At 44.7% G+C, this 23,349-nt stretch carries 22 protein-coding genes; 18 read left to right on the plus strand and 4 right to left on the minus strand.

Features of this window, described 5'->3' with window-relative positions; translation table 11 throughout:
* From sucD to Q7A_RS06595, 3 genes are read left to right on the plus strand one after another with little or no spacing between them, the layout of a single operon-like run.
* Positions 1-873: a succinate--CoA ligase subunit alpha gene (sucD, locus tag Q7A_RS06585; protein ID WP_014706555.1), complete on the plus strand. Its 873-nt coding sequence runs from the start codon at positions 1-3 to the stop codon at positions 871-873.
* Positions 873-2,516, plus strand: a complete 1,644-nt coding sequence (locus Q7A_RS06590; protein ID WP_014706556.1) for an NAD+ synthase — start codon at positions 873-875, stop codon at positions 2,514-2,516. Before sucD ends, Q7A_RS06590 begins: the two co-directional genes overlap by 1 nt.
* An 8-nt stretch (positions 2,517-2,524) precedes the next feature.
* A complete protein-coding gene (locus Q7A_RS06595) occupies positions 2,525-2,863 on the plus strand; it encodes a P-II family nitrogen regulator (RefSeq protein ID WP_014706557.1) in 339 nt (112 codons plus the stop codon).
* Between the two features lie 21 nt (positions 2,864-2,884).
* Here Q7A_RS06595 and Q7A_RS06600 read toward each other — a convergent pair whose 3' ends face one another.
* Positions 2,885-3,667, minus strand: coding sequence for an outer membrane protein assembly factor BamD (locus tag Q7A_RS06600; RefSeq protein WP_014706558.1), 783 nt, complete (start codon positions 3,665-3,667; stop codon positions 2,885-2,887).
* A 470-nt stretch (positions 3,668-4,137) separates the two neighbouring features.
* Here Q7A_RS06600 and Q7A_RS06605 point away from each other — a divergent pair, with 470 nt between their 5' ends.
* Positions 4,138-5,301, plus strand: coding sequence for a L,D-transpeptidase family protein (locus Q7A_RS06605; RefSeq protein ID WP_014706559.1), 1,164 nt, complete (start codon positions 4,138-4,140; stop codon positions 5,299-5,301).
* 87 nt (positions 5,302-5,388) lie between these two features.
* Here Q7A_RS06605 and Q7A_RS06610 read toward each other — a convergent pair whose 3' ends face one another.
* The gene (locus Q7A_RS06610; protein WP_014706560.1) at positions 5,389-5,688 is read right to left on the minus strand and encodes an Lpp/OprI family alanine-zipper lipoprotein; all 300 of its coding nucleotides are present in this window, start codon (positions 5,686-5,688) and stop codon (positions 5,389-5,391) included.
* Positions 5,689-5,913: 225 nt separating this feature from the next.
* On the opposite strand from Q7A_RS06610, the gene suhB reads away from it, so the two are divergent.
* The 5 genes from suhB (at position 5,914) to Q7A_RS06635 (ending at position 11,882) form a co-directional block, all read left to right on the plus strand.
* On the plus strand, positions 5,914-6,708 hold the full coding sequence (gene suhB / locus Q7A_RS06615) for an inositol-1-monophosphatase (RefSeq protein ID WP_014706561.1): 795 nt from the start codon (positions 5,914-5,916) through the stop codon (positions 6,706-6,708).
* Between the two features lie 64 nt (positions 6,709-6,772).
* On the plus strand, positions 6,773-8,605 hold the full coding sequence (gene typA / locus Q7A_RS06620; RefSeq protein ID WP_014706562.1) for a translational GTPase TypA: 1,833 nt from the start codon (positions 6,773-6,775) through the stop codon (positions 8,603-8,605).
* Positions 8,606-8,716: 111 nt separating this feature from the next.
* Positions 8,717-8,935, plus strand: a complete 219-nt coding sequence (locus tag Q7A_RS06625) for a PP0621 family protein (protein WP_014706563.1) — start codon at positions 8,717-8,719, stop codon at positions 8,933-8,935.
* Positions 8,935-10,530 (plus strand): sensor histidine kinase, encoded by a 1,596-nt coding sequence (locus Q7A_RS06630; protein ID WP_014706564.1) that lies wholly within the window; start codon positions 8,935-8,937, stop codon positions 10,528-10,530. The genes Q7A_RS06625 and Q7A_RS06630 overlap by 1 nt, the downstream gene beginning before the upstream one ends.
* On the plus strand, positions 10,527-11,882 hold the full coding sequence (locus Q7A_RS06635; protein WP_014706565.1) for a sigma-54-dependent transcriptional regulator: 1,356 nt from the start codon (positions 10,527-10,529) through the stop codon (positions 11,880-11,882). Before Q7A_RS06630 ends, Q7A_RS06635 begins: the two co-directional genes overlap by 4 nt.
* A 14-nt stretch (positions 11,883-11,896) precedes the next feature.
* On the opposite strand, the gene ygfZ is transcribed toward Q7A_RS06635, so the two are convergent.
* Complete coding sequence (gene ygfZ, locus Q7A_RS06640) at positions 11,897-12,805, minus strand: CAF17-like 4Fe-4S cluster assembly/insertion protein YgfZ (protein WP_014706566.1); 909 nt, start codon at positions 12,803-12,805, stop codon at positions 11,897-11,899.
* Between the two features lie 70 nt (positions 12,806-12,875).
* Here ygfZ and Q7A_RS06645 point away from each other — a divergent pair, with 70 nt between their 5' ends.
* The gene (locus Q7A_RS06645; protein ID WP_014706567.1) at positions 12,876-13,319 is read left to right on the plus strand and encodes a protein YgfX; all 444 of its coding nucleotides are present in this window, start codon (positions 12,876-12,878) and stop codon (positions 13,317-13,319) included.
* Here the strand turns inward: Q7A_RS06645 and nadB are convergent.
* The gene (gene nadB, locus Q7A_RS06650; RefSeq protein WP_014706568.1) at positions 13,294-14,895 is read right to left on the minus strand and encodes an L-aspartate oxidase; all 1,602 of its coding nucleotides are present in this window, start codon (positions 14,893-14,895) and stop codon (positions 13,294-13,296) included. The genes Q7A_RS06645 and nadB overlap by 26 nt on opposite strands.
* A 128-nt stretch (positions 14,896-15,023) precedes the next feature.
* Between nadB and rpoE the strand changes: the two genes are divergently transcribed.
* From rpoE to Q7A_RS06690, 8 genes are all read left to right on the plus strand, one after another.
* Complete coding sequence (rpoE, locus tag Q7A_RS06655) at positions 15,024-15,599, plus strand: RNA polymerase sigma factor RpoE (protein ID WP_014706569.1); 576 nt, start codon at positions 15,024-15,026, stop codon at positions 15,597-15,599.
* Positions 15,600-15,601: 2 nt separating this feature from the next.
* On the plus strand, positions 15,602-16,171 hold the full coding sequence (locus Q7A_RS06660) for a sigma-E factor negative regulatory protein (protein WP_014706570.1): 570 nt from the start codon (positions 15,602-15,604) through the stop codon (positions 16,169-16,171).
* Between the two features lie 3 nt (positions 16,172-16,174).
* Positions 16,175-17,155: a MucB/RseB C-terminal domain-containing protein gene (locus Q7A_RS06665; RefSeq protein WP_014706571.1), complete on the plus strand. Its 981-nt coding sequence runs from the start codon at positions 16,175-16,177 to the stop codon at positions 17,153-17,155.
* Positions 17,152-17,574, plus strand: a complete 423-nt coding sequence (locus tag Q7A_RS06670; protein ID WP_014706572.1) for a SoxR reducing system RseC family protein — start codon at positions 17,152-17,154, stop codon at positions 17,572-17,574. The genes Q7A_RS06665 and Q7A_RS06670 overlap by 4 nt, the downstream gene beginning before the upstream one ends.
* Positions 17,574-19,001 carry a DegQ family serine endoprotease gene (locus tag Q7A_RS06675; RefSeq protein WP_014706573.1) on the plus strand — a complete coding sequence of 476 codons (1,428 nt, stop codon included), beginning with the start codon at positions 17,574-17,576 and terminating at the stop codon, positions 18,999-19,001. Before Q7A_RS06670 ends, Q7A_RS06675 begins: the two co-directional genes overlap by 1 nt.
* A 177-nt stretch (positions 19,002-19,178) precedes the next feature.
* The gene (locus Q7A_RS06680) at positions 19,179-19,883 is read left to right on the plus strand and encodes a response regulator transcription factor (protein ID WP_014706575.1); all 705 of its coding nucleotides are present in this window, start codon (positions 19,179-19,181) and stop codon (positions 19,881-19,883) included.
* Complete coding sequence (locus Q7A_RS06685; RefSeq protein WP_014706576.1) at positions 19,880-21,223, plus strand: sensor histidine kinase; 1,344 nt, start codon at positions 19,880-19,882, stop codon at positions 21,221-21,223. The genes Q7A_RS06680 and Q7A_RS06685 overlap by 4 nt, the downstream gene beginning before the upstream one ends.
* Positions 21,224-21,394: 171 nt before the next feature.
* On the plus strand, positions 21,395-23,341 hold the full coding sequence (locus tag Q7A_RS06690; protein WP_014706577.1) for a TonB-dependent receptor domain-containing protein: 1,947 nt from the start codon (positions 21,395-21,397) through the stop codon (positions 23,339-23,341).
* The last annotated feature ends 8 nt before the right edge of the window (positions 23,342-23,349 follow it).

Here is a 23,349-nt window from a genome sequence, read left to right on the forward strand (position 1 = left end):
GTGAGTATCTTGGTTAATAAAGACACCAAAGTTATCTGTCAGGGTTTTACCGGCAAACAGGGCACTTTCCATTCCGAGCAGGCTATTGCCTATGGCACACAGTTCGTTGGTGGGGTCACACCCGGTAAAGGGGGGCAAACGCATCTGAATATGCCGGTATTTAATACGGTGCATGAAGCCGTCAACGAAACCGGTGCTGATGCCAGCATGATCTATGTTCCGGCGGCATTCGCTGCTGATGCCATACTTGAAGCAGCTGATGCTGGCATTAAAGTGATTGCCTGTATCACCGAAGGTATTCCGGTACTGGACATGTTGCGGGTAAAGCACGCGCTGAAATCCTATGAGGCCAGATTAATCGGGCCAAACTGTCCTGGTCTGATCACGCCGGGTGAATGCAAAATTGGCATTATGCCTGGCAGTATTCATTTGCCCGGCAAAATCGGTATTGTCTCGCGATCCGGTACCCTGACTTATGAAGCGGTTTATCAAACCACTCAGAATGAGCTGGGTCAAAGCACCTGTGTCGGAATTGGTGGTGATCCGATACATGGCATGAATTTTATTGATTGTCTGGCGTTGTTTGAAGCTGATCCCCTGACCGAAGGCATTGTTATGGTCGGAGAAATCGGCGGTCAGGCTGAAGAGGAAGCTGCGGAGTATATCAAGCAATATGTCACCAAACCTGTTGCAGCTTATATTGCCGGTTTAACCGCTCCAGCAGGAAAACGTATGGGGCATGCCGGGGCTATTATCAGCGGTGGACGGGGTACTGCCAAAGCCAAACTTGCAGCGCTGGAAGCAGCCGGCGTAGCGATTGCAGGTTCACCGGCAGAAATTGGTTCAACCATGCTGCAACTGATGAAAAAGTAATGGCCAATAATCAAATTCGGGTAGTACTGGCACAGACCGACCCGGTTGTGGGAGATGTCGCTGGCAATACCAGAAAGGTGATTGCTGCCACCCAGCAAGCAAGACAAGAGCATGATGCTGAGCTGGTTGTGTTTCCCGAACTATGCCTGACCGGTTATCCACCTGAAGATTTGTTACTGCGACCCGGTTTGTTAAAGCGGGTCGATAAAGCCTTGCAGACGCTTTGTCAGCAAATTGATGATATTACGATTATTGTCGGTCACCCGCTCGGGGAAGTTGGCAAAGAATTATTTAATGCCGCTTCAGTGATCAACAAAAAACACATCACCGCCCAATACCTCAAACAAAAATTGCCTAATTACGGTGTATTTGATGAAAAACGCTATTTCATTGAAGGACGTGAAGCGACTATTATTGAGATTAACCAGTTCAAAATTGGTCTGACCATTTGCGAAGATATCTGGTTTATTGAACCTTCATCACAGGCAGTGGATGCTGGTGCCGAAATCATTGTGAATCTCAATGCCTCGCCGTTTAAACAAGATAAAACCCAGTTACGCGAAGCGGAAGTAGGCCAGCGGGCTCGCGAAAATAATGTCCCTGTTCTATATGTGAACCAGATTGGCGGCCAGGATGAACTGGTATTTGATGGTGCCTCATTTGCAGTAAATGCTATAGGTGAAAAATGTGTACAGGCTATTCAGTTTGCTACAGCATTGGTACCGATAACACTTCATAAAACCGAACATGGCATTGAACTCAGCGGGCCACAACAACCGTTGATGGAAGAGCTGGAAACGGTCTACCAGGCATTAGTCTGTGGCTTACGTGATTATGTTGAAAAAAACCGCTTTCCGGGTGTCGTAATTGGTTTATCGGGTGGGATTGACTCTGCATTGACCATGGCGCTGGCTGTCGATGCATTGGGAGCTGAGCGAGTACAGGCAGTGATGATGCCATCGCGTTATACCTCACAAATCAGCCTGGATGATGCAGCAGAAATGGCTACGATCTTGGGTGTTCAATATCGAAACATTAATATTGAAAATCTGTTTCAGACCTTTCTACGTGAGTTGGAAGATGTTTTTGCTGGTACCCAGCCTGATGCCACAGAAGAGAATATTCAGGCGCGTTGTCGCGGTGTATTGCTGATGGCAATATCCAACAAAACTGGCGCCATGGTACTTTCTACTGGTAACAAAAGTGAAATGGCCGTTGGTTATTCCACATTATATGGAGATATGGCGGGTGGTTTTTCGCCATTAAAGGATGTGTATAAAACGCTGGTTTATAAGCTTGCACGCTATCGCAACAGTTTATCGGCGATCATTCCTGAACGCATCATAAGTCGACCACCTTCCGCTGAGCTTTCAGCAGACCAGGTGGATCAGGATTCATTACCCGCCTATGAAATACTTGATGAAATCCTGGAAGCCTATATTGCCAAAGATGGCTGTTTTGAGGATTTGGTGGCATCGGGATTTGATGCAGAAACGGTTGCACAGGTCATCAAAATGGTAGATCGTAGTGAATATAAACGGCGGCAGGCTCCTCCCGGAATTCGTATTACCGGAAGAGCATTTGGCAGAGATCGTCGCTATCCGATAACATCAGGGTATACCGTAACATCAACAATAGAGTAGGCAATCACATGAAAAAAATTGAAGCCATTATTAAACCTTTTAAACTGGATGACGTGCGTGAAGCATTGTCCGATATCGGAGTCACGGGCATGACGGTATCCGAAGTTAAAGGCTTTGGCAGACAAAAAGGCCATACTGAATTGTATCGTGGTGCTGAGTATGTTGTGGATTTTTTACCGAAAGTAAAAATGGAAATTGTATTGGCAGATGATCAAGTTGATGCCTGTATTGAAGCAATTACCAAAGCCGCTCATACCGGGCGCATCGGCGATGGTAAGATTTTTGTTACGCCATTGGAGCGTGCCATTCGCATTCGTACCAGTGAAGATGGTGAAGCGGCTATTTAATATCTACCAAAGACGACGCTGTTAATCAAACAGCGTCGTTTTACGTACTTCCGCAACTCCTGGATGTCCCGGGTAGTTTGCTTCCAGAACGCGTACAGCATCTTCTGATAAATCATTTAGCTCCAGGATCTTATAGGCTTTTGCCATTATCACCAGAGCATCTGGCATGGCCGGAGTACGTGGATAATTCTCAATAACATACTTAGCGCGATTGGCCGCTGCCAGATAGGAAGCTCGGCGCATGTAATAACTTGCAACGTGCAATTCATGCTGGGCCAGGCGATTGCGTAGATACACTACACGTTGAGCTGCATCATCACTGTAACGGCTAGTGGGAAAGCGGTTGACCAACGTAGTGAAGTCACGCAGTGCCTGTAATGCTGATCCAGGATCCCGTTGAGTCTCATCACGGGGAATGTATTTTTCCAGAATGCCCATATCACGGTTAAAGTTAATCAGACCACGCAGATACATTGCATAATCAATGTTTTCGTTAAGCGGATACACTCGCATAAAGCGGTCCAGGGTGGCGATAGCCGTTTCAGGCTCGTCTGTTTTGTAATAAGCATAAGCAGAATCCAGCAAGGCTTGCTGCGCATACTCACCAAACGGGAAGCGTGCTTCAAGTTGTTCGTAATATTCGATTGCCGTGCGGTAATCATTAATATTCAGGGCGGCTTTAGCTTCGGCATAAACGCGCTCTACAGTCCAGCTTTCTTCAGCAACTACCGGGTCTCTACCTGAAAAGAAGGAGCACGCGCTAAGTGTGAGCAACAGGAACAACGGCAGAATGTATTTCATCATGGGCTTCTATCTGTATAAAACAAAAAAATCACAGCCTGCGATTGTAGACTGTTTAAGCGGGCAAATCATCACTAGGGTCTGTTAATCTTTCATAACCACCACTGCTGGAGGCAATTTTTTTGTCCAACATGGCGGTAATGATGCGACGTAGTCATTCTACATAAGTCATTCCCAACGCCGTAGGGCGGAAAAATAGTCCCAGCCCTTCGGGTTGGGGCTGAAAATGCACCACTCCGTGTTGCTCGTCGTTTATTTAGAATGACTAAACTGCTCTCCTCGCGCCTTGATTGGTGCATTTTCAGTCACAACAGAGGCGATTATGAAAGATAAACAGACCCTGAGCTTGTTAATTTTTCATAACCACCACTGCTGAAGACTTTTTATTCGCCCAGCAAGTCCAGTAGTAACAGTTTTTGCGGAACATTGTACAATAGCCGCTGTTTATTCACTCTTAACTCTATAGGTTTTTAATGATTAGTCGTTTATTTATCGGTTTGGCGAGCGGTTTGTTGATGCTGCCAGTCGGTGCTACAACGTTTGAATTGGCTGATGAAGAAGCGCGTGTCATTGGACACAACCTTATTGTCTACAGCCGCCATGAAGATACGTTACTGGATATTGGTCGTAAATTTGATTTGGGCTATACCGATATGGTGGCAGCAAATCCAAATCTGGACCCGTGGTTACCCGGTGATAATCAACCGGTATTAATCCCCAACCGTTTTATAATTCCTGACGCGCCAAGAAAAGGTGTGGTCATTAATATCCCGGAAATGCGCTTATATTATTTCTTGCCAAAACAAGGTGATCAATTACAAAAAGTAGTGACGCATCCCATCGGTATTGGTCGTGAAGGTCGCGATACACCATTAGGTAAGTTATCGATTATTCAAAAACGCGAGAACCCATCATGGACACCTCCGGAGTCCGTTCGCAAGGAACATGCAGCGGAAGGAGATATTCTGCCTGCAGTCGTTCCCCCCGGCCCAAATAACCCATTGGGCACGCGAGCAATGCGTTTGTCCAATCCAAGCTATTTGATTCATGGAACCTCCAAACCTTATGGCGTTGGCTTACGTGTCAGCAGTGGCTGTATACGTTTATATCCGGAAGACATAGAGCATTTATATAGTGTAGTGTCATTGAATACCCAAGTGAACATAATCCATCAACCGTATAAAGCTGCAGTGTCGAATGGAAAACTTTTCCTGGAAGCACAGAAGCCCATACCGGAAATGTATGATGGTGTGAGCGGTAATATGACACCGATGGTGATGGCCGTTTTGGGTGCTCAGGATTCTGTATTGTCAGAGCAGGACTGGCCGTTTGCTGAAGAGATTGTGATGACTTCAGATGGTGTGGTTAAACAACTCAATCAGCAGGAAGAAAAGATCGTTGATAATGTCTGGTTTGTCCACGGCGGCTTAAAGCTGGAAACCGGAGCGAAAATGCGTAAGGCATTAGAAGATTTGAATATGCAGGACAAATTCTGGCCGTTACAAAATAAGGCTGTAGATGAAGTGGTGGTCGGTCCATTTGATACGTTGGAAGCTGCGCGTGAAGCGGCAGATAAAATTTCCGCTACGGCAGGTATTACTGTTTGGCCAGCGCATTTATCGGAAGAAATGTTCTAATCAGAACAGCAAATTTCACAACCAAAAAAGCCGGGATTAATATCCCGGCCTTTTTGTTTTTAAGCATGAACTAAATAAAAGGTTAGATTATTTGCTCATGGCTTTTTCGAACATACGATCAATTTTGGCACAGCATGCATCAACTTGTGCTTGAGCATCTTCAGCAGCACTTAAAGCACTGACAGCAGCCATTTCAGCATCAGTTGCAGTACGTTGTGCAGTATCAGCAGTACTTTGCGCGTTGCGAGCTGCAACTAAAGCAGAATCAGCTGTTGATTGTGCGGATTCAACTGAACCTTTTAATGCTTCCATTTCAGCAGTATTTGCACATGCAGTCAGTAATGCCAAAGGCAGGATAACGGCGCCCAGTTTAGCTAATGATTTCATTTGTATCTCCTTAAAGTGTACTAGGGTTGGTAGCATTTCCATTTCGTTTGTAAATGCAAGCCTGATAAAAGGCTAGCAGGAAATATTTATGCTGTCTATTGCCACAAATTTAAACTGCGAATCGATGGCGATAGTTGGTATAATTATGCTCTCTTTTTTTTGACGGGAATAGTATCTTGCTATTTCTGTCACATTCTTTATTTTTGCTCTGGAAAAATTTGTTCTATGCATCCGATGCTTAATATAGCCGTTCGTGCGGCTCGTCAGGCTGGTAGCCTGATTATGCGTTCTTTACAACACGTCGATCATTTGGAAATCACCGCTAAAGGTTTGAATGATTTTGTCACCGATGTTGACCGCATGGCGGAACAGGAAATCATTAATACCATTAAAAAGTCCTATCCCGAACACGCAATCATGGCTGAAGAGTCGGGTGAAACAGGACAAAATGATGTTGTCTGGATCATCGATCCGCTGGATGGCACAACAAATTATCTGCATGGTTTTCCGCATTACTGCGTATCAATAGGTGTCATGGTCAAAGGCCGCATCGATCATGCAGTGGTATTTGATCCAATGCGCGATGAACTGTTTACTGCCAGTCGCGGCGAAGGTGCAAAATTGAATGATCGCCGACTGCGTGTTACCAAACGTAAAGATCTCAACGGGGCATTGATTGCTACCGGCTTTCCTTTCAAATATCCGCAACATATTGATGCTTATATGCAAATGTTTGCCGCAGTTTTTCCAAAGGTGGCGGATATTCGCCGTGCCGGTTCGGCAGCGCTTGATCTGGCATATGTTGCAGCCGGAAGAGTCGATGGTTATTGGGAAATTGGTCTGGAAAACTGGGATTTGGCGGCCGGTAAATTGTTGGTTGAAGAAGCAGGTGGTTCGGTAACGAACTTTACCGGCGGTGACAAGGTTTTGGATAAAGGGCACGTTGTGGCGGGCAATTTATCACTCCATGCTCATCTGCAAAAAAGTATTGCCCCGTTTGTGGTGGATAATCTGAAGTGATTGTGGTCCCCAACGGGACATTTTTTAACAGCGCATGCCAGCCATGCCTTAATGAACTGATTTTATGAGTAATAATTCTAGAGATATAAACAAACTACGTAACATAGCCATCATCGCGCACGTTGACCATGGTAAAACCACCCTGGTCGATCAGTTGCTGCGTCAGTCCGGTACTTTCAGTGAACATGAAGAGTTACAGGAAAGGGTAATGGACTCCAATGATTTGGAACGTGAGCGTGGTATTACCATCCTTTCCAAAAATACAGCCATCCGCTGGAATGACTACCGCATCAATATTGTGGATACACCAGGCCATGCCGATTTTGGTGGTGAAGTTGAACGTGTTCTGTCGATGGTTGATTCAGTATTGTTGCTGGTCGACTCTTCAGAAGGCCCTATGCCGCAAACGCGTTTCGTGACTCAAAAAGCGTTGGCATTAGGTCTTAAACCAATCGTCGTCATCAATAAGATTGATAAACCAAGTGCTCGTCCAGGTTGGGTTTTGGATCAAACATTTGATCTGTTCGCCAATCTGGATGCGACCGATGAACAATTGGATTTTGATGTAATTTACGCCTCTGGATTGAACGGTTTTGCCGGTATGGAAGATACGGTTCGTGATGGTGATATGACGCCTTTATTCCAACTGGTTGTGGATAAAGTGAATCCTCCTGCGGTTGACCCTGATGGCCCATTCCGTATGCAGGTAACGTCACTGGATTACAATAGCTATGTGGGTGTTATCGGCATCGGCCGTATTGAGCGCGGTAAAGTGAAAACCAATATGCCGGTTACCGTAATTGATCCTCAAGGCAAAAAACGCAATGGCCGTGTAATGCAGGTTATGGGTTTTATGGGGCTGCGTCGTGAAGAAGTTGAAGAAGCGCATGCCGGCGATATCATTGCCTTTACCGGTCTGGATCCACTGAATATTTCTGATACGTTATGTGATCCAAGTGCTGTTGAAGCATTACCACCACTAAGTGTGGATGAACCAACCGTCACCATGACCTTTCAGGTCAACAATTCCCCGTTTGCCGGTAAAGAAGGCAAGTTTGTTACTACCCGACAAATCCGCGAACGTCTGGATCGTGAGTTAATCCATAATGTGGCATTAAAAGTCGAACAACTGGTGGAAGATCCGGATAAATTCCGTGTTTCCGGTCGTGGTGAATTACATCTTTCTGTATTGATTGAAAACATGCGTCGCGAAGGTTTCGAGATGGGGGTTTCACGTCCAGAAGTGATTATTCGTGAAGTGAATGGCAATAAAGAAGAGCCATACGAAGCGGTGACCATTGATGTTGAAGATACGCATCAGGGTACCGTGATGGAAAAAATGGGTACTCGCGGCGGTGAATTGAAAGATATGGCACCCGATGGTAAAGGTCGTGTTCGTCTCGACTTTATTATTCCATCACGTGGTTTGATTGGCTTTCGTACTGAATTTTTGACTGCTACCCAGGGTACAGGGTTAATTTACAGCGTATTTGATCATTATGCGCCAGTGAAACCGGGAACCTTTGGTAAGCGCCAGAATGGCGTGTTAATTGCCAATGGTGTTGGTAAAGCAGTCGCTTTTGCTATCTTTAACCTGCAGGAACGTGGCCGTATGTTTGTTGGTCATGGTGATGAAGTTTATGAAGGTATGGTTATCGGTATTCATTCACGCGATAACGATTTGGTGGTTAATGCCCTGAAAGGTAAACAACTAACCAACGTTCGTGCTTCTGGTACGGATGAAGCAATTGCTCTGGTTCCGCCAATTCGTATGAGTTTGGAACAGGCGCTGGAATTTATCGGTGAAGATGAATTGCTGGAAGTTACACCTAAATCCATCAGAGTACGGAAAAAACTCCTGCTGGAGCATGAGCGCAAGCGTGCTTCCCGTGGCTAGCAATTGTTGATCTAGTATCAGGGGCGGTGAAAGATAAACAGCCCCTTGCTGTATCAACAACAGAACAAGAAAGGGTATCCTATATTGGATGCCCTTTTTTTGAGGTAAAACATGCGAATTTTGATCCTGCTGGCGATAGGCCTGCTGTTATATGTAATCTTCCGTAATTTGTATCGCAAGATAAAAAATGAAAGGCAAATCGAGCAAGCTGAAAAAATGGTGCGTTGTGAACAATGTGGTTTGCATTTACTGGAACAGGAAGCCATTCAAAAAAATCAGCATTATTTTTGTACTACAGAGCATCTTGAGGCTTATCAGCAACAAAAATAATGGCTGGCGAATATTTCACCTCCAGTAAATCGGATCAGGATCAGGCTTCCTGGCGTGCTCTGACGCTATTTTCTGGTTATCGCCTGTTTCTGGCTGCCACCCTGTTTGTCGCCTTTTACCTGGAGTTAGCGCCAGAATTTATTGGTAATAAATACCCTTTATTACATCATTTCGTTAGCCTGAGTTACCTGATGGTTGCTGTACTGCTGATGATCTTTTCCAGTCGGCACTGGGGAGTATTTGTCACGCAATGCAGTATTCAGCTGATTATCGATATTATCGCACTGGCGTTGATTATTCATGCTGCTGGTGGTTTGCAAAGTGGTCTGGGAGCCTTGCTGGTAGTCGTGGTGGTCGCCGGTGGTGCTTTAATTCCAGGCCGTTTGGCGGTATTTATTGCGGCCATAGCCACATTATCGGTTTTACTTGAAGCGGTTTATGCGGAATTGATTGGACTTGGCCAAAGCCACTTTGCCCAAGCCGGGATGTTGGGGGCAATCTTTTTTATTACGGCTGTTCTGGCGCAACTGTTGTCGCGAACCATGCAGCGCTCGCAATTGCTTGCTGAACAGCAGGCTCAGGATCTGAATAAGCTGGCCAATCTGAATCAACATATTATCAGCCGGATGCAGGTCGCTGTTTTGGTTCTGGATGAGCAGGGAAGGGTGTCTCTTTGTAATCAATCTGCATCTCAATTTATGGGAATAGAAAACCTTCCGACACAGTTTTTACTCAAACAATATGTTCCGGAATTAGCGGAACAAATCTGGTGCTGGAAACAACATTTACCGGATCCCTTTAAACCCTTTCAGGCCCGAGCTGATTTGCCTGAGCTACTAGCCCGCGCAACAGAGTTGGATTCTGGTGAAGTACTGGTATTTATTGAAAACACTACTGCAATGGCGCAACAGGCTCAGCAATTAAAATTAGCCTCACTGGGTCGTTTAACCGCCAGTATTGCACATGAGATTCGCAACCCATTAAGCGCTATCAGTCATGCCAGTGAGTTGTTGGCTGAATCGTTGAATGGCGATGCTTCTGTGAGCAAGCTGACGGAGATTATTCAGCGACATAGTGTTCGGATGGATAACATTATTGAAACCATTCTGGAAATGAGCCGACGCAAAAATATCGATCCTACCGTGGTGGTTTTAAGTCCCTGGCTGGAAAAGCTGGTGGACGAATATTGTGAAATTAAACATATTTTCCGGCGGCAAATAGTACTGACCTCGGCAGCACCTTTGGCTCGCATCTGCACCGATGAGGAACAATTACATCAGGTAATATGGAATTTGATAGATAATGCATGGCACTATGCCGATAAAGCACAAGAACTGCCCATTGAAATCCGTATTACGTTACAGTCTGAAGATATCCATATTGATGTGATTGATAACGGAGCAGGTGTCAGTCCTCAAGCGATGCAGCATTTGTTTGAACCTTTTCATTCAGAACGCACTGGTGGCACAGGTTTGGGGTTATATCTGGCGCGTGAGTTATGCCAGGCAAATGGTGCCAGATTAAGTTACCTGCCGGAGTTTGGCAGTTGTTTCAGAATTAGTTATCCACTGCAAAGACAAGAGTTTATCCAATGAATCCACAAGCATTGATTGTCGATGATGAACCTGACATTCTTGATTTATTGTCGATGACGCTGTCAGGCATGTCGATAGATTGTGTTACCGCTGAGAGTATCGCTGAAGCTGAAAGACTTCTGGCACAACAATCCTTTGATTTATGTTTTACCGATATGCGATTGCCGGATGGCGACGGACTGGAACTGGTAAAAAAAATTCAAACCAGTTATCCGGAGCTTCCCATTGCCGTGGTGACTGCTTATGGCAATATGGATTTAGCAATCACAGCATTAAAATCCGGTGCGTTTGATTTTGTCTCCAAACCATTGAAATTAAGAGTATTACGCGAGCTTGTGGATGCCGCATTAAAACTCTCGCCCAAACGGTCTCATAAAAAGGAGCGTCGTTCACGTGACCGTTTATTAGGTGATACTGGATTGATGCGTGAGTTGCGGGGTAAAGTTGCCAAACTGGCACGCAGTCAAGCACCGGTTTATATCAGCGGTGAATCCGGGACGGGGAAGGAGTTGGTGGCAAGGTTAATTCATGATCTTGGTGCCCGCTCCGATAAGGCTTTTGTTCCGGTAAACTGTGGGGCGATACCCAACGAACTGATGGAAAGCGAATTTTTTGGCCACAAAAAAGGCGCGTTTACCGGCGCAGTTGCCGATAAACAGGGATTATTCCAACATGCTCATGGTGGCACACTATTTCTCGATGAAGTTGCCGATTTACCGTTGATGATGCAGGTCAAACTGTTACGGGCGATTCAGGAAAAAGCTATTCGGCCGGTGGGATGCCACGAAGAGATCAATGTCGATGTCAGAATTTTATCCGCAACACATAAAAATCTTGCAGAATGCGTGGAAAAAGGAACCTTTCGTCAGGATTTATTTTATCGGCTTAATGTGATCGAATTACATGTACCACCATTGCGTGAACGCAAAGCTGATATCCCTATTCTGTCAGAGCATATTCTATTAAAACTGGCGGGTAAGACCCAATCAGCGGTTACGGCATTAACACCTGAAGCTCTTACTTCATTAGAGCAATATCCTTTCCCTGGGAATGTACGTGAGCTGGAAAACACGCTTGAGCGTGCGTTGACCTGGGCAGAGGGGACACGAATAACAGCAGAAGATTTGATGTTGCCAGCCGCTCCCCTAATAAATCATGCTGCCTCCCAGACATCAGACGTATCAATGCCTGTTTTGGATCAGGATTTAGAGTCGCATCTGGAAGAACAGGAGCGGGCCATTATTGAAAAAGCACTAAATGAAACTCGCTGGAATAAAACAGCTGCTGCCAAACGGCTTGGTATTACGTTTCGGGCTTTACGTTACAAGCTAAAAAAGCTGGACTTGGACTAAAAGAGCAACAAGCCCTAAACATACGCCTGCACCGATTCTATGGCGGTACCATCATTCAAATACAAATCCTGATTGGCTCCATCCAGCTTTAAACTGAGCTGCAGAAATAGCTGGTTTTCATCGCCGTGGATAGCATTAACAACATGGCCAATCACTGCTTTTTCGTTATCAACAATGGTCTCACCAGTTTCAGGCACAGTATCTGTTTTGGCTATAGCCTGAAACAAACGACGTTTGGGTTCCCCAAGATAATGCAAACGCGCGACCACTTCCTGTCCCGGGTAACAGCCTTTACGGAAACTCACACCACCGATTAAATCCAGGTTCAGCTGTTGTGCGGTAAACAGCTCGCGACTTGATGGAAAAATTACCGGAACTCCGCTTTCAATCTCAGTGATAAACCAACTGGCTTCTGCAGCAAGCTGCCAGCCTTTGCTCATCAGATCTTCCAACTCAGAAGTCATCTGGTCGGCTGAAGCGATCAGCAGAGCACGGGATTGTGAAGGTAAAGGGATTGCGGAAGTCGATGGATCGTTACCCTGCAGCCCGCATACTTGTAGCGTTTCGCTGCAGTCTACAACCTCAACTTTGCTGCGTAATTTGAACATTTGCAGCCGCTGTGCCAAAAAAGCACACTGGCTCTCAGGTAATACCAGCTGATAACCGTGCTCTGTTTTAGCCAGCAGAAAAAGTGCCAGCAAACGACCTTTTGGGTTACACATAGCCGTAATCTGCGAAGCTTGTTGTTCCAGTTGCTTGACATCATTGGTCAGTAGATTTTGCAAAAAGTCGGCAGCTTCTTCACCCGTTACCGTTATTACGCCATAACTAGGTAATGGAATCAGGTAATGGTTTTCATCATTCCTGGATGCCAATGGAGCTGATGTCTGTTGTTGCAAAATGGATTGATAGTCAGCGTTCATAAATTTACTCTTTAGCTTAAAGGATTAGTAACGTGTCATTGTAACAGGCCCCCAGTTAGGGAGAACATGGATGAAGAAGCAGGAAAAAGGATTTTATCTGCCATTAGGGCGATCACGATATCTGCTTAGTTACAGCCTGCTGGCGCATTTGCTGGCAGTGATAAGTATAGTGTTAATAGCCGTCAGCCCAGCTGTGAAAATATTGTTTATTACAGGGATTTTTATAAATCAGTTTTTGCATATCAGGCGGTTGGGTTATATCCGGGAATATAAGAAACGGCCTATCGCACTGATAAACGCCATGAATGAATATTGGCAAATAGGCTATGCCGACAGTTCAAAAACATCCGATTTATTACTCGAATCGGCCTGGATCAACCGTTTCGCCGTCATTATCCATTTCAAATCATTTAATAAAAAACGTCTTTCAATTGTTATCCTGAAAGATTCGGTTGAGCAGAAACAATTTCGACAATTACGTGTGCGACTCAGGTTGGCTTTTTTCCAGCAATAATACTGTTACTGGCGGTTTTGTCCGATGTCTCCGGATAATCTAGCGTGTAATGCAGCCCACGACTTTCTTTACGCTGCAATGCTGACTCAATAATCAATTCAGCCACATCCGCCAGATTACGTAATTCCAGCAAATCATTACTGATATGGTGTTGACTATAAAACTCATCAATTTCCTGTTGTAACAGAAATAATCGTTGTCGGGCGCGATTAAGTCGTTGGGTACTGCGGACAATCCCCACATAGTCCCACATAAAACGACGCAATTCGTCCCAGTTATGACTTATTGCGACGGCTTCCTTGGCCGGGTACACGCGACTTTCGTCCCAATGGGGGATGTTGCGCGGCAATGTGGTTTTGGGACGCTTGATAATATCGTGTGCCGCCGCATTGGCAAAGACCAGGCATTCCAGTAAGGAATTGCTCGCCATACGATTAGCACCGTGCAAACCGGTATGAGCCGTTTCACCAATCGCATAAAGACCATCGATATCCGTTCTACCTCGCATATCGGTCATAATCCCACCACAGGTGTAGTGTGCTGCTGGCACTACAGGAATCGGCTCTTTCGCCATATCCACACCGAACTGCAGGCAACGTTTATAGATAGTCGGAAAGTGAGTGGTAATAAAAGTTTTTGCTTGATGACTGATATCCAGATAAACACAATCCTGTCCAAGACGTTTCATTTCATGATCAATGGCGCGTGCCACTATATCTCTTGGTGCCAGTTCAGCCTGAGGATGAAATGCCGGCATAAACCGCGTTCCATCAGCTAGTTTCAATGTGGCACCTTCACCACGCAAAGCTTCGGAGATTAAGAAAGATTTGGCTTTAGGATGAAATAAACAGGTCGGGTGGAACTGGATAAATTCCATATTGGCTATTCGGCAGCCGGCACGCCAGCCCATCGCAATGCCATCGCCTGTTGAGACATCGGGGTTACTGGTATATAAATACACTTTTCCGGCACCACCCGTGGCGAGCACAGTGACTGGGGCCAGAAAGGTTTTGGGTTGATCTTTTTTGATATCCAGCACGTAACAGCCAAGACAGCTATTTTCATCAGTGGCCAGATGTTTGCGTGAGGTAATCAGATCAATACCGATGTGAAAAGGAAATAATGAAATATTGGGATGTGCTTTGGCTTTATCCAGCAAGGTGGTTTCTACAGCGCGACCAGTTGCATCTGCGGAATGAATTACCCGTCGATGACTGTGACCACCTTCCTGAGTGAGATGATAAGTTTCAGAGGTCATATCATCTCGGGTAAAAGTAACCCCTTGTTCAATTAACCATTCAATACTTTCTCGCGCATGTTCAACAGTAAATCGTACAACATCTTCGTCGCATAACCCGTCCCCGGTGCGCAAAGTATCATCAATATGGGATTGCAAAGAATCGCCTTTATCGAGTACAACAGAGATGCCACCTTGAGCATAAAGAGAGGCTCCTTCCTCAAGCTGGCTTTTGGATAGAACGGCAACATGGGCCTGGTCTGCCATCTTCAAAGCAAGGGTTAAACCTGCTGTACCGCTGCCAATAATCAGCAGATCAAAATGATGTGTTGTCGTCATGGGTCCTGTTACAGGTAGAATGCCAACAATTATTGTGCACTGATTGTGGAACAAAAATAAATGACATTGGTCAATCTAGCATTAAACAGAAATTGTCTCCGGCTTGTCGGAGTAGGCCGGATAAATAAATGAACGTGGATCAGGAATTAGTTCAGCGTGTGCAGGCGGGCGATAAAAAGGCGTTTGATATGCTGATAATGAAGTATCAACAGCGAATCATACATGTGATAACCGGATTTGTGCATGACCCAGTAGAAGCGATGGATGTTGCGCAGGAAGCTTTTATCAAAGCATATCGTGCGTTACCAAACTTTCGCGGTGACAGTGCTTTTTATACGTGGCTTTATCGTATCGCCATCAACACATCTAAAAATCATCTTACTGCCAGTTCACGTCGACCACCGATGAGTGATGTTGATGCGATGGATGCAACAAATTATTACGATGCACCTGAACTTAAGGAATTTGAGACCCCTGAAAACAGTCTCATGTGTGTTGAACTCGAACAAGCGATTCAGCAAGCTATTGAAGATCTACCCGAAGATACGGCAACAGCGATTAAATTACGCGAATTTGAAGGTATGAGTTATGAAGAAATCGCGGAAGCGATGGATTGTCCGATCGGTACCGTCCGATCGCGGATATTCAGGGCTAGGGAAGCTATCGATATACAAGTTAAGTCAGTGATGGGTGAAGAGGAATAATAATGGCAATTAATCATCTCGAATTAGTGTCTGCTTTGGTTGATGGCCAGCTGACCGGCAATGAACTCGAACAGGCGTTGGCGTTAGTAAACAACGACAGACATGCCCGCGAAGCATTTATGCGATACCAGCAAGCAAGCGATATCCTCCACGGATATACACGAAGTATCACTCAGCATCCTATAGATTTAACCTCACGAATTTCCGCTGCACTTGATGATGAACCGGTTTACACAATTAAGACAGAAGCCAGTTCTTCAAAAAAATTATTGCGGTTTCCGAAAAAAAACTTCTGGAAACAGGCAACTGGACTGGCAATGGCCGCTTCTGTAGGAGCATTGGCTGTAATAGGTGTCGCTCAACAGCAATCCGGAATGGATAATCTTCCCGTAGCCAGTATGGTCGCTGATGAAGCCCCGATCAGCATAACCAGTCGCTCAAATCGCTGGACGGTTGCCGAACCGGAGGTTGAAGACAGACTGAATAATTATCTCGTTGATCACAATGAGTATGTTGGTACATCTGGTATGTTTTCGTATGGACGTGTCGTTTCCTATGGTACGGAGCGATAAAAAATGCGCCAGCAATTTCGTTTTTGTGTTGCGTTGTTGGTGCTATTTATTCCAACCGTTCAGGCAGAGCCCGCTTCGATAGAATTACTCGAACGAATGAGTCAGGCAGCAACTCAACTCAACTATGAAGGCGTATTTGCCTACCAAAGTGGCAAAACTTTCCAGTCAGTACGTATTTATCATCGTAATGATGACGGCAATGAATCAGAACGACTGATTTCACTTAATGGTTCTGCCCGCGAAGTGCTTCGCTCTAACGATACGGTCACCTGTATTAATCCCGAGGGTAAACAGGTCAATGTTAGTCAGCGTCCTTTAGGTCATGGTTTTCCCAGTGATTTGCCACGTCGGTTACGTTCGGCTACACCATTTTACGAATTGGTCATGGGCGATGAAGATCGTATTGCGGGAAAATTAACCCAGAGACTGGAAATCAAACCGGTCGATAACTATCGTTATGGGTATCGGCTGTGGATGGATAAAGAAACTGATTTACTCCTCAAATCCGAATTGATTGATGAAAACGATGAGGTTTTGGAAACCTTCGAATTTACTGTTATCGATACGAGTGTTGATATTCGGGATATCGATCTGGCCCCACAGATGTCAGGCAATGAAATGGTTTGGCATCGTACCGAGCCCGGTGAAATGACGACTCAGGATCTCGTGGCTTTTTCATATTGGCAGGCAAAGTGGCTGCCCGAAGGTTTTACGCTGATCGCCCATCAAAACCGATTGCGTGCCAATAATGGAGCTCATATTGAGCAGCGTGTTTACAGTGATGGTTTAAGCTCTGTCTCAGTATTTATTGAAAAAATGCGGTCTCAACATAGCCATTTTTATGGTGGCTCTCACATGGGAGCAGTAAATGCATTTGGTAGCGTGATCCATGCGCATTTTGTAACTGTGGTCGGTGAAGTCCCTGCTGTGACGGTCGAAAAAATTGGTGCAGCAATTGAATATGCTGGCCCAGAACCAAAATGATTGAACAAAAAGCGACGGTTTTACGTTCAGATGAATCAACTATCTGGTTGCAAGCCGAACGACAATCCACCTGTGATAAATGCCAGGTAAAAAAAGGCTGTGGGACTGGCTTGTTGAGTGAACATGTGGGGCGGCGCTTTTCCACCATAGCCGTTCCTAAAAAACAAGCTGTACAGCCAGGACAACAAATGAATGTGTCTATTCCGGAAACTGCTCTGTTGCAAGGCGCTTTCATGATGTACCTATTACCGATTTTATTTATGTTCGCAGGCGCTGTCCTCAGTCGGTTTGTTTTTGCAAATGAACTGCTGGAAATTTTTTGTGGATTAGCGGGTCTGATTCTTGGATTTTATTGGGTCAGAAATCGACTCAAACATCAGAAAATAGCCATCGAAACTCAAATCATAGAGGAAAAATAATGACGCAATACAAAACAACAGGCGCAATGATATTCACATTGCTGATGTGGTTAATGTTGAGTTCAGCTGTTCAGGCACGGGGCGGTTTACCAGAATTTACTGAATTAGTGGCTGAAAATGGTGATGCAGTTGTTAATATCAGCACCAAAAGTAAACCTAATGAAGTGGCTTCTTCACAACTCCCCCCGGGCATGGAAATGCCAGAAGGCACGCCGTTTGATGATTTTTTCAAACGATTTTTTGGTGACCCTTCACAACCTCGTGCACCGCTACCAAGTTCACTAGGCTCAGGATTTGTTTTATCAACTGATGGATATATTCTGACAAATCATCATGTTATCAAAGATGCTGACGAAATTATTGTACGTTTTAGTGACCGAACAGAATTAGTTGCCGAATTATTAGGTAGTGATGAGCGTAGTGATGTGGCTTTATTGAAAGTTGATGCAAAAGGCATGAATTTGAAAGCCGTTAAACTTGGCGATTCAAACGATTTGAAAGTCGGAGAATGGGTATTGGCAATTGGCTCTCCTTTCGGCTTTGATTATTCGGCGACTGCCGGTATTGTCAGTGCACTGGGGCGCAGCCTGCCAAGCGACAGTTATGTGCCGTTTATCCAAACTGACGTCGCTATCAATCCGGGTAACTCAGGTGGACCATTATTCAATCTGGATGGTGAAGTCGTTGGCATAAACTCTCAAATCTATAGCCGTACCGGTGGCTTTATGGGGGTTTCGTTTGCTATCCCGGTGGATACAGTAATGAATGTGGTCGATCAGATCAAAGCACAAGGTTATGTCAGCCGTGGTTGGCTCGGTGTGGTTATTCAGGATGTAACACGTGAACTGGCAGAATCCTTTGGCTTGGATAAACCTCGTGGCGCTTTGGTCTCACGGGTTGTGGCTGAAAGTCCTGCCGAGAAAGCCGGTTTTGAAGCGGGTGATGTGATTCTCAAATTTGATGACCGTAATGTTGATGCTTCATCAGACTTACCGCCAATTGTTGGACGCACCGAAATTGGGAAGAAATCCACTGCTGAAATCATGCGTAACAACAAAAAAATGACGCTTTCAGTCATTGTGGAAGAATTGCCTGAAGATGAGCAAATCGCGAGTGGTGCGGTGCCTCGTTCAGGTGAATTTTATAATAAACGCCTTGCGATTGAAGTCACTGATTTGATCGTAGAGCAACGTGCTGAATTGGGGCCAAATCAGACGGGTGTAACGGTACGAAAAATTGAGTCAGGTCCGGCGGCAGAAGCTGGCATTGTTCCTGGCGATGTGTTGTTGAGTATTAATAATCAAAAGATTGTCGATGCAAAACAGTTTATTGAGCTGGTCGAACAATTGCCTGTCGACAAAGCTATTCCTGTATTGGTACAGCGTTCTGGAACCTCTCAATTTCTGGCATTAAAAATTCCAGAATAAAACAGCACGATAACCCCGTACTTTTCTGGGTGAGCTTTAAAAGCAGTTGATGGGATTCCATCAGCTGCTTTTTTTTGCTTAGCAAAAGAGCCCATAAAAAAAACAAAGTTTCTTATTGAATGATTTCGCTTTATCATTAATGATAACTATTATCATCTAATAACCATTCTGTATTTTATGCCCGATAAAAACAAAGACCCCAACAGCATTCTTATTATTGAAGATGATTTGGTGTTAAATCATCAGTTAAAACAGTTGCTGGAAAATCAAAGCTTCGTTGTTTGCCAGTGCTTCAATGGTGAACAGGGATTACTGACTGCTGTGAGTAATCATTTCGACCTGATTCTGCTTGATATCAGTTTGCCTCAACGCGATGGTTATTCTGTTTTAAATACCTTGCGAAAAACTCGACAAACGCCTGTGATTATTCTTACCGCACATGGCGCTGAAGAAGAACGCATTCTTGGTTTTAAAAATGGGGCGGACGATTATCTGCCAAAACCCTTTAATTTCACTGAACTGGTGCTTCGAATAGAAGTAATTCTCAGAAGAGCCAGTGGGCCCAATCATCAACAACCAGATATTTCAGTTTTGCAACATGAAGGTTTAATGCTAGACAGGCTGAAACAGCAGGTATTTTTTCATGGTCATGCCGTGCAACTGACACCCATCCAGTTCAAATTACTGTGGATTTTAATGCAGCACGCTAATCATTTGCTCAGTAAAGCACAGCTCTATCGACTGGTTATGGAGCGTGATTTCAGTCGTTATGACCGTAGTCTTGATATGCATATGAGTCGAGTCAGAAGAAAACTTGTTGAGGTTGGTATGCCTGTTGATCGACTGCAGACAGTGCATGGCACGGGCTATATCCTGTTATGAAACGTCGTCTGTTCTGGAAACTGTGCACAACGATTACGGTAGGAACTATCGTATTATTCTGGATAATTCATCATTTGATTCTGCAAACTGAGCAGCACATGAGTTTTATCGATCAACACTATCAGCAGCAATTGATTGATTATGCCAGTCACGCAGAAAAACTTTATTTACAAGGAGAAGAGGAAAAATTAGCCGATTGGATTAATACGATACAGCAGCGGGAAGACACTTGGGTGGCGCTGATCCGTTCAAAGCTCACTCCACTGGCAGGCAGTGAGATGGATAATTATTTTATTGATAATTTTGCTTTGGGCAGGGATATCAGCTGGAAGATCCATCTGTATTTTGCCCAAAATCCCATTATGGATATCACATTTTCTGATGGTCATACCCATTTCCTGATTCGTCTGCCACAGCGTATGCGTCCCGGAGGCTACTGGACTTATACCAGCCTGTTATTGCAGATTGCATTACCAATGCTGTTACTGGCTATCCTGAGTATGGTGATTTATCGCCATGTTATGTCCCCACTGAGGCAACTTGAAAAAGCCACAAAACAATTCAGCGATGGTAATTATCAGGTCAGAGTACGTGATGATCTCGGTAAACGAAATGATGAAATAGCTTCTTTAGCCAGTACCTTTGACAGCATGGCTGAAAGAATTGGCACCCAAATTCAGACTCAACGTCACCTTACTTCGGATTTATCCCATGAATTACGCACCCCATTAACACGCGTTGAGCTGGCATTAAGCATCGCCGAACAATCCAATCCAAACGATGAGTCACTTCAGCGTATCCGTCATGAATGCCTGCAAATGCGTGAGCTGGTGGAAGATGCCTTAACACTTGCCTGGTTAGAGAATGAGCGACCCGCTTTACGAAATGAAACACTGGATTTGACCGATCTGATTGATAGTATTGTGGAGAATGCTCGATTTGAATTTCCCAGGCATTTGATTAGCGTACAGACACCGGAAACGGCATGTCTTCAACAAAGTAGTGATCGCGCCTTAGGACATGCGATCGAGAACATACTACGTAATGCACTTTCCTATACACCAGCAGAAGGTGAAGTGAATTTAACGTTGAAGCAGCATACAGATCATTATGATTTACAGATTGATGATCAGGGGCCTGGCGTCCCTGAAGATCAATTGCAAAATATATTCAAACCTTTTTTCCGTTTGAATAGTGTTGAATCAGGAAAACACAAAGGTTTTGGTGTGGGGTTGGCGCTTGCCAGACGGCAGGTCGAGTCGACTGGCGGCAAGTTATGGGCACAGCTTCATGAAAAGGGTGGCTTGAGAATGATAATCCACTTACCAATACCGGTTTAAAACGCAATAACCTTAATCAGTAACGCGGTTGTAACAATTGTAAATTTGGTTTTAATCTTTGTTCATGCAAACTAGAATGCGAATCTATTCTATTTGGTAATGATTACTATTCGCTGGAGGTTAAGTGTGAGCATAAAACAGGGTTTCATCGTTCGGCCAACGATTTTAACAATGGCAATTTTAGCTGCCTTGTCAAGTAAGGTTGCCGTGTCAGCAGAAAAGGAAAATGTTGAACTGGATATCGTAAAAGTGACGGCAAATACGATTACACCAGAAATTAATAGCGTCACAGCAGAGCAAATTGGAAAAATTCAAGCCAATGATTTGGAAGATTTATTCAGCCAGTCACCGGAGGTAAGCATTGGTGGAGGTGTGGATATCGCACAAAAGCTTTATATACGTGGAATTGAGGACCAACTATTAAATATCAATATTGATGGTGCTGTACAAGCTACTCGATTGTTCCATCATGCTAGTCGAATTAGTATCGAGCCGGAACTGTTAAAAAGAGTAGAAGTCAACGCTGGGGCCGGTAATGCACTTTCCGGTGCGGGTGCTTTGGGTGGTTCGGTAAAATTTGTGACCAAAGATCCTGAGGATATGCTCAAACCTGGTGAGAACTTTGGTGGATTGGTAAAAGGTATGTTTTCAAGCAATACCGACGCTTTTAAAACCAATACGACATTATTCGGTCGTCTAAACGATGACTGGAGTGCGATGGTCTCAGCTACCAATTACAATCCTGATGCTTATGAAGATGGTAGTGGTGATGAAGTTTCCGGAACTAAGTTTGACCAAGATTTCCTGTTTGCCAAGTTGGTCGGCAATCTGACAGACAGTCAGACATTGCGCTTGAGTTATCAGAAAAGAAATGATGATGGAGAACGAGCGCTCAGACCGCAATGGCTGGTAAGTGGATGGAATCCGCTTGTTCCCACTGAACTTGAGCGTGAAACCATTACGCTTAACTATGAGCTGAATCCGATTGAAAATCCTTATATTGATGTCGATCTGACAATTTATAACATTGATTCTGAGCTTGATCGAAGCGGTGATTTTCGTCCATATGTGGGTAATGGTGAGAGCAAGGGGTTTGATTTGAGAAACACCTCTATTCTGGGCATGCACAAACTAAGTTATGGTGTGGATTATCGACGTGATGAAACAATTGCTGGTCCACCAACTGACAGAAGTAATCTAAAGGAAAAGGCCAAAGTAAAAGGCATTTACCTCCAGGATGATATCCAACTGACGGATGATCTGCTGCTGAGTGCTGGGCTACGCTACGATGATTATGAACTTGACGATTCAAATGATCAGAAATTTGATGAAAGTGAAATTAGTCACAATATTGGTATGAACTTTCATTTCAATGATAACTGGCATGCCTTTGTTTCTTATGCCGAAGCTTTCAAAGGCCCCTTGTCCCAGGACGCATACAAATTATTCGGTACTAACGATGCCAGCCTAAAACCGGAGGATGCAGATAACACTGAATTTGGTATCGCCTATGAATCAGCGACCTGGTTCGGTTCGGCCAAAGCCTATCGCTCTGACATTGATGACTTGATTGGTGATCGGATTGCAGATGATGCTGGTACCTTCTTTACCAATATTGGTGACTTGGAATCAGATGGCTATATTCTGGAAATTGGTCGTCATTGGGATAAACTGATGGCTCGATTGAGTTATCACCAAAACGATATTGAAATCGATGGTAGAGATGCGGGAGGCTATTCGACTAACGGGGTGGGTAATACCATCGGTGATAATCTGGTTGCGACACTTGATTACCGGCTGAACTCACAATGGACGTTCGGCTGGAATGCGCAATTTGTCAAAGGCGAAGATAATGTTGACGTCTATGCTGGCGATTGGTTGCCAGCTGGTGCCACTATCGATAAGCCTGGCTACGGTATCCATGATTTCTATACACAATGGCGACCATCAACTACGGAAGATGTCACCATAACGCTGACAGTCAGAAATGTTTTCGATAAACACTATTTTGATCATGCTAGTGCAGAAGATCTGCAACAATTCCCAGGTTATGAGGGGACATCTGGATTTGCAGAACCCGGACGAGATGTGCGATTAAGTGTGGGCTGGCAATTCTAAGGTATCTG

It is taken from the genome of Methylophaga nitratireducenticrescens, from assembly GCF_000260985.4.
Taxonomy (GTDB): Bacteria; Pseudomonadota; Gammaproteobacteria; order Nitrosococcales; family Methylophagaceae; genus Methylophaga; species Methylophaga nitratireducenticrescens.

What these genes read in the sequence shown, in the direction of transcription:
- Q7A_RS06590 (WP_014706556.1), top strand. Translation starts at nt 873, where the DNA reads ATGGCCAATAATCAAATTCGGGTAGTACTGGCACAGACCGACCCGGTT.
- Q7A_RS06595 (WP_014706557.1), top strand. Translation starts at nt 2,525, where the DNA reads ATGAAAAAAATTGAAGCCATTATTAAACCTTTTAAACTGGATGACGTG.
- Q7A_RS06600 (WP_014706558.1), bottom strand. Translation starts at nt 3,667, where the DNA reads ATGATGAAATACATTCTGCCGTTGTTCCTGTTGCTCACACTTAGCGCG.
- Q7A_RS06605 (WP_014706559.1), top strand. Translation starts at nt 4,138, where the DNA reads ATGATTAGTCGTTTATTTATCGGTTTGGCGAGCGGTTTGTTGATGCTG.
- Q7A_RS06610 (WP_014706560.1), bottom strand. Translation starts at nt 5,688, where the DNA reads ATGAAATCATTAGCTAAACTGGGCGCCGTTATCCTGCCTTTGGCATTA.
- suhB (WP_014706561.1), top strand. Translation starts at nt 5,914, where the DNA reads ATGCATCCGATGCTTAATATAGCCGTTCGTGCGGCTCGTCAGGCTGGT.
- typA (WP_014706562.1), top strand. Translation starts at nt 6,773, where the DNA reads ATGAGTAATAATTCTAGAGATATAAACAAACTACGTAACATAGCCATC.
- Q7A_RS06625 (WP_014706563.1), top strand. Translation starts at nt 8,717, where the DNA reads ATGCGAATTTTGATCCTGCTGGCGATAGGCCTGCTGTTATATGTAATC.
- Q7A_RS06630 (WP_014706564.1), top strand. Translation starts at nt 8,935, where the DNA reads ATGGCTGGCGAATATTTCACCTCCAGTAAATCGGATCAGGATCAGGCT.
- Q7A_RS06635 (WP_014706565.1), top strand. Translation starts at nt 10,527, where the DNA reads ATGAATCCACAAGCATTGATTGTCGATGATGAACCTGACATTCTTGAT.
- ygfZ (WP_014706566.1), bottom strand. Translation starts at nt 12,805, where the DNA reads ATGAACGCTGACTATCAATCCATTTTGCAACAACAGACATCAGCTCCA.
- Q7A_RS06645 (WP_014706567.1), top strand. Translation starts at nt 12,876, where the DNA reads ATGAAGAAGCAGGAAAAAGGATTTTATCTGCCATTAGGGCGATCACGA.
- nadB (WP_014706568.1), bottom strand. Translation starts at nt 14,895, where the DNA reads ATGACGACAACACATCATTTTGATCTGCTGATTATTGGCAGCGGTACA.
- rpoE (WP_014706569.1), top strand. Translation starts at nt 15,024, where the DNA reads ATGAACGTGGATCAGGAATTAGTTCAGCGTGTGCAGGCGGGCGATAAA.
- Q7A_RS06660 (WP_014706570.1), top strand. Translation starts at nt 15,602, where the DNA reads ATGGCAATTAATCATCTCGAATTAGTGTCTGCTTTGGTTGATGGCCAG.
- Q7A_RS06665 (WP_014706571.1), top strand. Translation starts at nt 16,175, where the DNA reads ATGCGCCAGCAATTTCGTTTTTGTGTTGCGTTGTTGGTGCTATTTATT.
- Q7A_RS06670 (WP_014706572.1), top strand. Translation starts at nt 17,152, where the DNA reads ATGATTGAACAAAAAGCGACGGTTTTACGTTCAGATGAATCAACTATC.
- Q7A_RS06675 (WP_014706573.1), top strand. Translation starts at nt 17,574, where the DNA reads ATGACGCAATACAAAACAACAGGCGCAATGATATTCACATTGCTGATG.
- Q7A_RS06680 (WP_014706575.1), top strand. Translation starts at nt 19,179, where the DNA reads ATGCCCGATAAAAACAAAGACCCCAACAGCATTCTTATTATTGAAGAT.
- Q7A_RS06685 (WP_014706576.1), top strand. Translation starts at nt 19,880, where the DNA reads ATGAAACGTCGTCTGTTCTGGAAACTGTGCACAACGATTACGGTAGGA.
- Q7A_RS06690 (WP_014706577.1), top strand. Translation starts at nt 21,395, where the DNA reads ATGGCAATTTTAGCTGCCTTGTCAAGTAAGGTTGCCGTGTCAGCAGAA.